The 12415-nt window shown below is 68.5% G+C and carries 11 protein-coding genes and 1 tRNA gene; 6 read left to right on the top strand and 6 right to left on the bottom strand.

Annotation, left to right across the window (positions count from 1 at the left end; translation table 11 throughout):
• The first annotated feature begins 153 nt into the window (after window positions 1–153).
• Window positions 154–366, top strand: a complete 213-nt coding sequence (locus ABZ622_RS14460; RefSeq protein ID WP_360542893.1) for an excisionase family DNA-binding protein — start codon at window positions 154–156, stop codon at window positions 364–366.
• Window positions 366–1574, top strand: a complete 1209-nt coding sequence (locus ABZ622_RS14455; RefSeq protein WP_360542891.1) for a tyrosine-type recombinase/integrase — start codon at window positions 366–368, stop codon at window positions 1572–1574. The genes ABZ622_RS14460 and ABZ622_RS14455 overlap by 1 nt, the downstream gene beginning before the upstream one ends.
• 220 nt (window positions 1575–1794) lie before the next feature.
• Here ABZ622_RS14455 and ABZ622_RS14450 read toward each other — a convergent pair.
• Window positions 1795–1865: transfer RNA gene (locus ABZ622_RS14450), tRNA-Gly, on the bottom strand.
• A 476-nt stretch (window positions 1866–2341) separates the two neighbouring features.
• Between ABZ622_RS14450 and dcd the strand changes: the two genes are divergently transcribed.
• Window positions 2342–2917: a dCTP deaminase gene (dcd, locus tag ABZ622_RS14445; RefSeq protein WP_072487843.1), complete on the top strand. Its 576-nt coding sequence runs from the start codon at window positions 2342–2344 to the stop codon at window positions 2915–2917.
• Window positions 2918–2940: 23 nt separating this feature from the next.
• Window positions 2941–3438 carry a phosphoribosyltransferase gene (locus ABZ622_RS14440; protein WP_360542989.1) on the top strand — a complete coding sequence of 166 codons (498 nt, stop codon included), beginning with the start codon at window positions 2941–2943 and terminating at the stop codon, window positions 3436–3438.
• A 67-nt stretch (window positions 3439–3505) separates the two neighbouring features.
• Here the strand turns inward: ABZ622_RS14440 and ABZ622_RS14435 are convergent, their stop codons facing one another.
• From ABZ622_RS14435 to ABZ622_RS14415, 5 genes are all read right to left on the bottom strand, one after another.
• The gene (locus tag ABZ622_RS14435; protein WP_360542987.1) at window positions 3506–4651 is read right to left on the bottom strand and encodes a DUF6596 domain-containing protein; all 1146 of its coding nucleotides are present in this window, start codon (window positions 4649–4651) and stop codon (window positions 3506–3508) included.
• Window positions 4652–4659: 8 nt separating this feature from the next.
• Complete coding sequence (locus tag ABZ622_RS14430) at window positions 4660–5067, bottom strand: YciI family protein (protein ID WP_360542985.1); 408 nt, start codon at window positions 5065–5067, stop codon at window positions 4660–4662.
• A gap of 176 nt (window positions 5068–5243) precedes the next feature.
• The gene (locus tag ABZ622_RS14425) at window positions 5244–6221 is read right to left on the bottom strand and encodes a Yip1 family protein (protein WP_360542889.1); all 978 of its coding nucleotides are present in this window, start codon (window positions 6219–6221) and stop codon (window positions 5244–5246) included.
• A gap of 235 nt (window positions 6222–6456) precedes the next feature.
• Window positions 6457–8724 carry a (Fe-S)-binding protein gene (locus ABZ622_RS14420; protein ID WP_360542887.1) on the bottom strand — a complete coding sequence of 756 codons (2268 nt, stop codon included), beginning with the start codon at window positions 8722–8724 and terminating at the stop codon, window positions 6457–6459.
• Window positions 8725–8820: 96 nt separating this feature from the next.
• Window positions 8821–9555, bottom strand: a complete 735-nt coding sequence (locus ABZ622_RS14415; protein WP_360542885.1) for a sugar transferase — start codon at window positions 9553–9555, stop codon at window positions 8821–8823.
• Window positions 9556–9872: 317 nt separating this feature from the next.
• On the opposite strand from ABZ622_RS14415, the gene dnaK reads away from it, so the two are divergent.
• Together dnaK and grpE are read left to right on the top strand one after the other, a co-directional pair.
• Complete coding sequence (gene dnaK / locus ABZ622_RS14410; RefSeq protein ID WP_360542883.1) at window positions 9873–11726, top strand: molecular chaperone DnaK; 1854 nt, start codon at window positions 9873–9875, stop codon at window positions 11724–11726.
• Complete coding sequence (gene grpE, locus ABZ622_RS14405) at window positions 11723–12373, top strand: nucleotide exchange factor GrpE (protein ID WP_124719625.1); 651 nt, start codon at window positions 11723–11725, stop codon at window positions 12371–12373. Before dnaK ends, grpE begins: the two co-directional genes overlap by 4 nt.
• Window positions 12374–12415: the final 42 nt, after the last annotated feature.

The following is a 12415-nucleotide window of genomic DNA, read 5'->3' as shown; positions in this document are numbered from 1 at the left end:
GGTCGCGATGCCCGTACGTCTGCCTCAGCGGGCGTGCCCCCGCATGGGCGCATCGGTTGTTGACCCGCCGCCTCGTAGAAGGAACATCCTTGCCTCGACCCGCAGTGATTACCACCCCATGGCCCGCCGACACGTGGGAGGAGGCGGTCTCGAATGGCTGACCGCCTTCTCGGCGTGGCCGAGGCAGCCGAACGTCTCGGTGTCGGTGAGCGATTCATCCGTCGACTCGTCTCCGAGCGTCGCATCCGGTATGTCAAGGTTGGCAAGCACGTTCGCATCTCCGACACCGCGCTGGACGCTTACGTGGAGGCGCGGACGGTCGAGCCGGTCCGTACTCTCCGCTCCGGATTCAGGGCTGCGGCCTGATGGCCCGTCCGCGCCAGAAGGCTCCGCGCCGCACATTCGGCGCGATACGACAACTGCCCTCAGGGCGCTACCAGGCCCGCTACCCCAGCACGGCCGATGACACCCTGCGGCCCGCGCCGGAAACCTTCGAGACCAGGCGCGATGCGGAGGCGTTCCTCATCCAGATCCAAGCGGAGCAGATGCGGGGCGACTGGCTCGACCCGACCGCCGGGGAAGTCTTGTTCGCCGACTACGCCACGCGCTGGATCGCGGAACGCGGCCTGGCCCCGACCACGGCTGAGTTGTACCGCCGGCTGTTCCGGCTTCACCTGGAGCCGACGTTCGGCGAGATGAACGTCAACATGATTAGCCCCGCTCGGGTCAGAGCCTGGCGGGCGGAGCGGTTGTCCGCCACCGGTGCCACCACGGTGGCCAAGTCGTACCGGCTTCTCAAGGCCGTGATGGAGACCGCCGTCGAGGACGACATGCTGCGCAAGAACCCCTGCCGTATCCGCGGGGCAGGTCGCGAGGATGCTGACGAGCGACCCGTGGCGACGGTCGACCAGGTCTTCGCCGCGGCAGAGGTGATCGGCCTGCGCTGGCGCCTCATGGTTCTGCTCGGAGCCTTCGCCTCGATGCGACCCGAGGAACTCGCCGAGCTTCGGCGGCGGGACGTGGACCTCGACTCCAGTGCGCTTTGGGTTCGCCGTGCCGCACCGGAGCTCAACACAGGTCGCCGCGTGGTCGGCGCCCCCAAGTCCCGGGCGGGCCGACGGGAGATCGTGCTGCCGTCATTCCTCCACGAGGACGTTCGCCGACACCTGGAATGGTTTGCCCAGCCGGGGCCGGACGGGCTTGTCTTCGTCGGCAAGAGGGGGGCGGTACTGCGCGGCACTACGTTCGGCCGCAAGTGGCGCAGGGCCCGGGACAAGGCCGGGCTGCCCGAAGGCTTCCGCTTCTACGACCTACGGCACACAGGCAACACGCTCGCGGCCGACACCGGTGCCAAGCTCAAGGACCTCATGGTCCGAGCCGGCCAGTCCTCCGAGCGCGCGCAACTGATCTACCAGCACTCCACCAAGGAACACCAGCGCAGGCTTGCCGCCAACATCGATCTCGACGTACGCCGCCAGCAGTCGGCCGCCGCCACGGGGAGTGGTGGCGCGACCGTTCACCCGCTGGTGCCGCGCCCGCTCGGACCATCCGCCCCACGGGCCGCGCGGCGTTGATCGGGCAGGAGCAGACCGTCCGCACCGTGGATGTGACGCAGGCGACTTGGAAGTGATCTCACGATGCGGGACCTGGTAGCGGAGCGCTCGGCCTGGGGAGTGACGGATCCACTATTGATGCAGGTCGGGAGGGTCGTTATGGCACGCGAATGGCACGGGCCCTAAAAGTGGTCTAGACAACAAACAAGGCCCTGGTCTCTGACCAGGGCCTTCATCAAAGAGCGGGTGACGAGAATCGAACTCGCGCTCTGAGCTTGGGAAGCTCATGTTCTACCATTAAACTACACCCGCGAGGTGTGCCGCCCGAGCGGCGTCTACCGCTCCACACTGTACCCCATGCCTGGTCCCCGGCGTTTGCGCCGTGGGGCCTTTTCGTTGTGGTGGGAGGGTGGATGCGTGTGTCGTGGGCGGGAGTTGGGGGCGTAGCGTGGGTGGTCGGAGTGCCGCCTGGAGTGGCGTCCTGTTCATCCCCTAATGTGGCTTTCTCGTCCAAGGCTTGTTGGGGAAGGGACTTGATGGACTCCATGGAGCGCACCGTCGTCCGCTGTGCCGAAGGGCACGTTTTCGCTACCGCTTCGTTCCCGATGCAGCAGCTCGGGGCCGGGCGGATCGGTCCAGGGCGGCTTATTCGCTGTCCGCGTTGCGCTCGGTTGCGGCATGCCGTGCCCGTGGTGTTCGAGCGGCGGTAGCGGCGGCAGAGGCGGTGGCAGGCGCGCGGGGTGGTCCCGGATTGGGGTGGGCCCGCGCGTTCTGCGTATCCTCGGGGCGTGCTTCTCTCAGATAAGGACATCCGGGCCGAGATCGACGCCGGACGTGTGCGCATTGATCCGTTCGACGCGTCGATGGTGCAGCCCTCGAGCATCGATGTGCGGCTCGACCGCTACTTCCGGGTGTTCGAGAACCACCGCTATCCGCATATTGATCCGGCCGTCGAGCAGGCCGATCTGACTCGCATGGTCGAGCCGGACGGGGACGAGGCGTTCATCCTGCACCCCGGTGAGTTCGTGCTCGCTTCGACGTACGAAGTCATTTCGTTGCCCGACGATCTCGCGTCGCGGCTGGAGGGCAAGAGTTCGCTGGGGCGGCTCGGGCTCGTCACGCATTCGACCGCCGGGTTCATCGACCCCGGTTTCTCCGGGCATGTGACGCTGGAGCTGTCGAATCTGGCGACGCTGCCGATAAAGCTGTGGCCGGGGATGAAGATCGGGCAGCTGTGCATGTTCCGGCTGAGCTCGCCCTCGGAGTTCCCGTACGGCTCCGAGCGGTACGGGTCGCGGTACCAGGGCCAGCGTGGGCCGACCGCGTCGCGTTCCTTCATGAATTTCCATCGGACCCAGGTGTGACGTCCGTGAGCGATGACGTGAACGTGGACGAGGTGCGGGAGAACCTTACCTACGAGGGGTTCGGGCACGCCGTGCGTGAGTTGGCGCAGACCGTGGCGGACGACGGGTTCGAGCCCGATGTGGTGCTCAGCATCGCGCGGGGCGGGGTATTCGTCGCCGGTGGACTGGCCTACGCGCTGGACTGCAAGAACATTCACCTGGTGAACGTGGAGTTCTACACCGGGGTGGGCACCACCCTGGAAATGCCGGTCATGCTGGCGCCCGTTCCGAATGCCATCGACTTCTCGGACAAGAAGGTCCTGATCGCCGACGATGTCGCCGATACCGGGAAGACGCTGAAGCTGGTGCGTGATTTCTGTATCGATCATGTCGCCGAGGTGCGCAGCGCGGTCATCTACGAGAAGTCGCATTCGCTGGTGAAGTGCGAATACGTGTGGAAGAAGACCGACCGCTGGATCAACTTCCCGTGGAGTGTGGACAAACCCGTCGTGCGGCGCAGCGGGCAGGTTCTCGACGCCTGATCCCCGGACGGGCGGGCCCGGATATGGCTCCGGATATGGCTCCGGATACGGCCCGGATGCGGGCCGGTCAGTGGCGGTTCCGGGCGTTGAGGCGGGCTGCCTGGCGGGTCAGGTGGTCGCGTTCGGGGTGGGTGGGTGCCTTTCTGGCCGCCTCCGCGTAGAGGCGTGCCGCTGTCGTCAGGTCGCCGGCGCGTTCGTGGAGGTGGGCCGCTGCCGCGGTGTGGCGGGGGAGCGAGTCGTCCAGCGTTGCGAGTGCTGCCAGGCCGGCGCGTGGTCCGTCCGCCTCGCCGATGGCCACCGCGCGGTTGAGGCGGACGACCGGGTTGTCGGTCAGGCCGGCGAGCTCGTCGTACCACTCGACGATCTGCACCCAGTCGGTCTCCTCGGCGGTGGGTGCGTCGGCGTGTAGGGCCGCGATGGCGGCCTGGGCCTGGAACTCGCCCAGCCGGTCGCGGGCCAGGGCCGCCTGGAGGATCTCGACGCCCTCGGCGATCGCCCCGGTGTCCCACCGGGTGCGGTCCTGCTCGGCGAGCGGGACCAGGCTGCCGTCCGGCGCGGTCCGCCCGGCGCGCCGGGCGTGGTGGAGCAGCATGAGCGCGAGCAGCCCCGACACCTCGGGGTGGTCGATCGCGGCCGCGAGCTGCCTCGTGAGCCGGATGGCCTCGGCGGCGAGGTCCACGTCACCGGAGTAGCCCTCGTTGAAGACCAGGTAGAGGACGCGCAGCACGGTGGCGACGTCCCCGGGGCGGTCGAGCCGGATGCCGGAGACGGTGCGCTTGGCACGGCTGATGCGCTGCGCCATGGTCGCCTCGGGCACCAGGTAGGCCCGGGCGATCTGGCGGGTGGTGAGCCCGCCGACGGCGCGCAGGGTGAGCGCGACGGCGGACGACGGGGTCAGCGACGGGTGGGCGCACAGGAAATAGAGCTGGAGCGTGTCGTCCGCCGAGGGTGCGGGGCCGGGCGCCGGTTCCTCGTCGACGAGGTCCTCGCGCCGGCGGCGGGCGGTCTCCGCCCGGCTCGCGTCGAGGAACTTGCGCCAGGCCGCGGTGATCAGCCAGCCCTTCGGGTCGCGCGGCGGATCGGCCGGCCAGACGCGGACCGCCTCGACCAGCGCGTCCTGCACGGCGTCCTCGGCCGCCGCGAAGTCGGCTCCGCGGCGGACGAGGATCCCGAGCACGCTCGGTGTGAGGCTCCGGAGCAGGGCCTCGTTCATCGACGAAGTCACTCGGTGATGGTGGGCATCGCGGTCAGGAACGGGCGCAGCTCCAGCCACTCGTGGATCGGCTTCCCGCCCGCCCCGGGGGCCGCCGACAGCTCCCCGGCCAGCTCGACGGCGCGCTCGTAACTGTCGACGTCGATCACCATCCAGCCGGCGATGAGGTCCTTGGTCTCGGCGAACGGACCGTCGGTGACCGGCGGGCGGCCCTCGCCGTCGTACTGGACGAAGGTTCCCTCGGGGGCGAGCGCCTGGGCGTCGACGAACTCGCCGGTCTTCTCCAGCCGGGCCGCGAAGTCGTTCATGTACTGCACGTGCGCGGAGATCTCCTCCGGCGTCCACCGGTCCATGGGGACGTCGTTGACGGAGCTCGGGGCGCCGCGGTAGTGCTTGAGAAGCAGGTACTTGGCCATCGTGTTCTCCTCGGTGCCGGTGCGGACCATTGTGGTCGCGCTCACCACTGGGACGGAGCACGCCACGGGTTCTCGACATCACTCGCCCATGGATTTCGAAATCTTTCGCCCGGGGACTCCGAAACCCCCGGCGCACGGGATGTGCCGGGGGTTTCGGGGGTATGCGCGGGCGGGCGTCAGATGGTGCCCAGCTTGATGATCGACAGCAGGGCGATCAGCTGGATCGCGGACGCGCCCAGCGCCTTCGGCCAGGGCAGGTCGTGCGATTTGCTCACCATCGAGGTGAACAGCGCGGCCGAGGCGAGCCAGGTGATCCAGCCGAGGATCTGGACCAGGGAGTTCTCGCCGCCGAGGAAGAGCGCGAATATCAGGCGGGGCGCGTCCGTGATCGACATGATCAGCATGGACAGGCCCACCGTTGGCTGCCACGCGCCGTCGCCGCCCAGCTGGCGGGCGAGCGTATGCGTGACCGCGCCGAGGACCAGGCCGCCGATGACGAAGCCGAGGCCCGTGATGACGACGTAGGGCACCGCCGTGGAGATCGTCGCGTGGATCGCGTCGTCCCGGGCCTGGTCGAAGCCGAAGAGCGCGAGCAGGCCGTACAGGAAGGTGACGATGAGCGCCGGACCCCAGACGGGGTAGTCGCGCATCTGCCAGAACGTCGGTCCCGGGCGGAGCACGATGCCGCTGAGCAGCTGCTTCCACGGCAGCCGGGGGCCCGTGGGCTGGGCGGGGGCCTGGCCGGCGTGGTAGGTGTCGCCGGGGCCGTACGGGTCCTCGCCGATGCTGAATGCCTGGGTGTGGCCGGGGGAGTTGGCGTACGGGTCGCCGTGCTGCGGGGAACCGTGAGGGTTCTGGGGCTGGTGGGGCTGGTGGGGATGCTGGGGCTGCTGGTATGGGTCGCCGAAGTACTCCGGTTCGCCATGACCGCCGCCGTGGCCGCCGCCGTTGTAGCCGCCGCCGTTGCCGTGTCCGCCGTGTCCGCCGTTGTTGTACGGGGGCGGGGGCGGGGCCGTGTTGCCTCCCGTCGGCGGCCAGGGCTGTTGACCGTACGGCGGTGGTGCCTGTGTGCCGTACGGCTGCTGCCGCGGTTGCTGTTGCGCTTGCTGCGGGGTGCGGTTGTCCCGGCCGCGTCCGATCCTGAATCCAGCCACGTCATCGAACGTACCTGGTCCGGGCCGGTGCGGTCAGGGGGCCCGGGGAACCTGCCCGCCATTGCCGCCGAGCTGTGACATCCCCTAGGGGAACCCCGGGGGGACCGCCCCAGGGCCCTGAGGCCGGAGCCGGCCGCGTACGGAAAGGCCGGAGCCGGCCGCGTACGGAAAAGCGGAAGCGGCCGGTCCCGCCCTCTGGGCAGGTCCGGCCGCTTCCGTCGTGCGGCTCGCCGGGTTACTTCACCGGCTCCGGCTCCGGCGCGTCCGCCGACTCCGCCTCCCCGGCCGGGTCGGCCGGGGTCTTCACGGAGTCCAGCAGCAGCTGCGAGACGTCGACCACCTGGATCGACTCCTTCGCCTTGCCGTCGTTCTTCTTGCCGTTGACCGAGTCGGTCAGCATGACCAGGCAGAACGGGCAGGCGGTGGAGACGATGTCGGGGTTGAGGGAGAGAGCCTCGTCGACGCGCTCGTTGTTGATGCGCTTGCCGATCCGCTCCTCCATCCACATCCGGGCACCACCGGCGCCGCAGCAGAAGCCGCGCTCCTTGTGGCGGTGCATCTCCTCGTTGCGCAGGCCCGGGACCTTCGCGATGATCTCGCGCGGCGGGGTGTAGATCTTGTTGTGACGGCCCAGGTAGCAGGGGTCGTGGTACGTGATCAGGCCCTCGACCGGGGTCACCGGGATCAGCTTGCCCTCGTCGATGAGGTGCTGGAGCAGCTGGGTGTGGTGGATGACCTCGTACTCGCCGCCGAGCTGCGGGTACTCGTTGGCGATCGTGTTGAAGCAGTGCGGGCAGGTCGCGACGATCTTCTTCGACGACTTCGGCTTCCTGGTCGCCTCGTCCTCGTCATCCTCGCCGAACGCCATGTTCAGCATCGCGACGTTCTCCTGGCCGAGCTGCTGGAACAGCGGCTCGTTGCCCAGCCGGCGGGCCGAGTCACCGGTGCACTTCTCGTCGCCGCCCATGATCGCGAACTTGACGCCCGCGATGTGCAGCAGCTCCGCGAAGGCCTTCGTCGTCTTCTTGGCGCGGTCTTCGAGGGCTCCCGCGCAGCCGACCCAGTACAGGTAGTCGATCTCCGTGAGGTCCTCGACGTCCTTGCCGACGATCGGGACCTCGAAGTCGACCTCCTTGGTCCACTCGACGCGCTGCTTCTTGGCGAGGCCCCAGGGGTTGCCCTTCTTCTCCAGGTTCTTGAGCATCGTGCCCGCCTCGGACGGGAACGCGGACTCGATCATCACCTGGTAGCGGCGCATGTCGACGATGTGGTCGATGTGCTCGATGTCGACCGGGCACTGCTCCACGCACGCACCGCAAGTGGTGCAGGACCACAGCACGTCCGGGTCGATGACGCCGTTCTCCTCGGCCGTGCCGATCAGCGGGCGCTCGGCCTCGGCCAGAGCCGCGGCGGGGACGTCCTTCAGCTGCTCCTCGGTCGCCTTCTCGTTGCCCTCCATGTCCTTGCCGCCGCCGGCCAGCAGGTACGGGGCCTTGGCGTGCGCGTGGTCGCGCAGGGACATGATCAGGAGCTTGGGGGAGAGCGGCTTGCCGGTGTTCCAGGCGGGGCACTGCGACTGGCAGCGTCCGCACTCGGTGCAGGTGGAGAAGTCGAGCAGGCCCTTCCAGGAGAAGTGCTCGATCTGCGAGACGCCGTAGACGTCGTCCTCGCCCGGGTCCTCGAAGTCGATCTCCTTGCCGCCGGAGGTCATCGGCAGCAGCTCGCCGAGCGAGGTCTCACCCTTGGCGTTGCGCTTGAACCAGATGTTCGGGAAGGCCAGGAAGCGGTGCCAGGCGACACCCATGTCCTGCTTCAGGGCGACCGTGATCATCCAGATGAAGGAGGTCGCGATCTTCAGGCCGGCGAAGAAGTAGGTGAGGTTCTGGAGGGTGGAGACGTCCATGCCCTCCAGCCAGTTGACGACCGGGTACGAGATGAAGAAGGAGGACTCGTAGCCGGCGACGTGGTGCTGGGCGCCTTCGAGGGCGTGCAGCATGAAGATGCAGACGCCGACGATGAGGATGACGGCTTCGACGAAGTACGCCTGGCCGAAGTTGGACCCGGCGAAGCGGGACTTGCGGCCCGGCTTGCGCGGATGGGCCAGCTGGCGGATCACGATCAGGGTCAGGATGCCGAGCACGGTCATCGTGCCGATGAACTCGACGAAGACGTTGTACGGCGCCCAGTCGCCGATGACCGGCAGGAGCCAGTCGGCCTTGAAGAGCTGGCCGATGGCGTTGACGATCGTCAGGAGCAGGGAGAAGAAGCCCACCGCCACGAACCAGTGCGCGACACCGACGATGCCCCAGCGGTTCATCCGGGTGTGACCGAGGAACTCCCTGGCCACGGTGACGGTGCGCTGTGCGGGCTCGTCCGTGCGGGTGCCCGCGGGCACGTTCTGGCCGAGCCGCATGAAGTTGTAGATCTGCAGGAGGGCGCGGACGAACAGGGCCACGCCGACCACGATCAGAACCAGCGACACGATGATCGCGGCGAGTTGCATTGGGGGCTCCTCGGGCCTGCGAGGTGGGGAGGGTGGGATCCGGCGTCAATGAGACGAGTACTGGCGATTATCCGGCATTACTAAGCAGTAACTTAATCAGTCCGTGCCGACACTACCCACTTCTTCCGCCGTGCTGTAGCCGGAGGGGCGGTGATCTGTGTCGCTCGGGCCTGCCTTGCCGCGCCGTGCTAGCCCTCGGGCCGCCTCGCGCAGCGGTGTGTGTACGGCGCTCGCCAGGATGGCCAGGTCCAGCCGCACCCCGTGGTGCTCGGCGTAGTGCTGGTCCAGCAGGGCGGGCTCGTCCCACGGCATCCCGGAACGGGAGCGGATCTGCGCCAGGCCGGTGAGGCCCGGTTTCAGTTCCTGCCGCCAGTGTCTCGCGCCGGGGGAGGCGGAGGTTCCGGCGGGGTCGGTGCCGGTCCGCGGGTCGCCCGGTGCCAGGGGTTCCGGGCCGACCAGTGAGAGGTCCCCCCGGACGACGTACGGCAGCCGGGAGAGCAGGTCCAGCCGCAGCCGCCGGGTGCGAAGTGAGCGCAGTACGAAGACGTGGCCGTCCAGGCCGACCCGGTCGGAACGGGTCAGTACGCCGCCGGGGGGCCGCCGCGCCGCCAGGGCGAGGGCGCCCGCGGCGAGCAGCGGGCCGGCCAGGGTCAGGAGGGCCGAGCCGAGGGTCACGTCCAGTACGCGCTTGGCCGGCGGGGGCTCCCACTGCCGTACCCGAGCGCGTACCGCGGACAGCGCCGGCGCCGGCGGCGGCCCGTACCGGCCCGCGCTCCGGAACGGTGGCGACCCCTTCCGTCTCGCGCTTCCCCTCTGTCCCTGTGTCTGCATCGTTCGCACCTGCCTGGGTTCGCGGCGGATCGAGTGTCGGTTTTGCGTGACTCGCGGCCTTTTGTGACAGAACGATCCCATGGGGCGATGATGGGGGAGGGTTGCGCCGCCCGGGGGTGGGCGGTGTCGCGCGCGACCGGGTCGCAGGGCCGGGGGATGGCGGGGAAGCGGCGAGGGGAATGGCAAGGGAAATGGCGGTCCGCGCGGGGTCTGTGCACGATAGTTGAGTCGACTCGACTCAGGTCTGTTGACAGTGGGGCGGGGGTCGTGCATCCTTGAGTCAGATCCACTCAAGTAGTCAAGCTGGAGGAATTGAAATGGCACGTGCGGTCGGCATCGACCTGGGCACGACTAACTCCGTCGTCAGCGTTCTCGAAGGCGGCGAGCCCACCGTCATCACCAACGCAGAGGGCGCCAGGACCACGCCGTCCGTCGTCGCCTTCGCGAAGAACGGCGAGGTGCTGGTCGGCGAGGTCGCCAAGCGCCAGGCAGTGACCAACGTCGACAGGACCATCCGCTCCGTCAAGCGCCACATGGGCACTGACTGGAAGATCGACCTGGACGGCAAGAGCTTCAACCCGCAGCAGATGAGCGCCTTCATCCTGCAGAAGCTGAAGCGCGACGCCGAGTCGTACCTGGGCGAGAAGGTGACCGACGCGGTCATCACCGTCCCCGCGTACTTCAACGACTCCGAGCGTCAGGCGACCAAGGAGGCCGGCGAGATCGCGGGCCTCAACGTCCTGCGCATCGTCAACGAGCCGACCGCCGCCGCGCTGGCGTACGGGCTCGACAAGGACGACCAGACGATCCTCGTCTTCGACCTCGGCGGCGGCACCTTCGACGTGTCGCTCCTGGAGATCGGTGACGGCGTCGTCGAGGTGAAGGCCACCAACGGTGACAACCACCTCGGTGGTGACGACTGGGACCAGCGCGTCGTCGACTACCTGGTGAAGCAGTTCGCCAACGGGCACGGCGTGGACCTGTCCAAGGACAAGATGGCTCTCCAGCGTCTGCGCGAGGCCGCGGAGAAGGCGAAGATCGAGCTCTCGTCCTCGACCGAGACCACGATCAACCTGCCCTACATCACGGCGTCCGCCGAGGGCCCGCTGCACCTGGACGAGAAGCTCACGCGCTCGCAGTTCCAGCAGCTCACGGCCGACCTCCTGGACCGCTGCAAGAGCCCGTTCCACAACGTCATCAAGGACGCGGGCATCCAGCTCTCCGAGATCGACCACGTCGTTCTCGTCGGTGGCTCCACCCGTATGCCGGCCGTCGCCGAGCTCGTCAAGGAGCTGACCGGTGGCCAGGAGGCCAACAAGGGTGTGAACCCGGACGAGGTCGTCGCCATCGGCGCCTCGCTCCAGGCCGGTGTCCTCAAGGGCGAGGTCAAGGACGTCCTGCTGCTCGACGTCACCCCGCTGTCCCTCGGTATCGAGACCAAGGGCGGCATCATGACGAAGCTCATCGAGCGCAACACCACGATCCCGACCAAGCGCTCCGAGATCTTCACGACGGCCGAGGACAACCAGCCGTCCGTGCAGATCCAGGTCTACCAGGGCGAGCGCGAGATCGCGGCGTACAACAAGAAGCTCGGGATGTTCGAGCTGACCGGCCTGCCGCCGGCCCCGCGTGGCGTCCCGCAGATCGAGGTCGCGTTCGACATCGACGCGAACGGCATCATGCACGTCGCCGCCAAGGACCTCGGCACCGGCAAGGAGCAGAAGATGACCGTCACCGGCGGCTCCTCGCTGCCGAAGGACGAGGTCAACCGGATGCGTGAGGAGGCCGAGCAGTACGCGGAGGAGGACCACCGCCGCCGCGAGGCCGCCGAGTCGCGCAACCAGGGTGAGCAGCTCGTCTACCAGACCGAGAAGTTCCTCAAGGACAACGAGGACAAGGTCCCCGGCGACGTGAAGACGGAGGTGGAGACCGCGCTCACCGAGCTGAAGGAGAAGCTCAAGGGCGAGGACACCGCCGAGATCCGTACCGCCACCGAGAAGGTCGCGGCCGTCTCGCAGAAGCTCGGCCAGGCGATGTACGCCAACGCCCCGACCGACGGCGCCCCGCAGGGCGACCCGCAGCCGGGTGCCCAGCAGGCCAAGGCCGATGACGATGTCGTCGACGCCGAGATCGTGGACGACGAGAAGGACGCCAAGGGCGGTGCGGTGTGACCGAGGAGACTCCGGGTTTCGAGGAGAAGCCCGACGTCCCCTCCGGCGCCACCCCTGACGGAGCTGAGCCGAAGGACGCCTCTCCCTCTTCGGAGGAGGGGGCGGCCCCGGCCGGGGACGGAGTACAGACAGTCGGCCTGACAGCCCAGCTGGACCAGGTCCGCACCGCGCTCAACGAGCGCACGGGCGACCTCCAGCGGCTCCAGGCCGAGTACCAGAACTATCGCCGCCGCGTCGAGCGGGACCGGGCCACGGTCAAGGAGATCGCAGTCGCGGGTCTCCTGTCCGAGCTCCTGCCCGTGCTCGACGACGTCGGCCGGGCCCGCGATCACGGCGAGCTCGTGGGCGGGTTCAAGTCGGTGGCCGAGTCGCTGGAGACGGTCGTCGCCAAGCTGGGCCTGCAGCAGTTCGGCAAGGAGGGCGAGCCCTTCGACCCGACGATCCACGAAGCCCTGATGCACTCGTACGCGCCGGATGTCACCGAGACGACCTGCGTGGCGATCCTGCAGCCGGGGTATCGGATCGGCGAGCGCACCATCCGCCCCGCGCGGGTGGCGGTGGCCGAACCCCAGCCGGGTGCGACGCCGGCCGCAGCGAAGGAAGAGAAGGCAACCGACGAGGAGAGCGGTGGCACCGAGGAGGTCTGACATTCCGTCCGACCACTTCGCGGCCCACCGCCCGGCCATGCG

Source organism: Streptomyces sp. NPDC007164 (assembly GCF_040634135.1).
Classification (GTDB): domain Bacteria; phylum Actinomycetota; class Actinomycetes; order Streptomycetales; family Streptomycetaceae; genus Streptomyces; species Streptomyces sanglieri.
The sequence above is the reverse complement of the archived record's forward strand: the minus strand, read 5'-3'. Positions and strand labels throughout refer to the sequence as shown.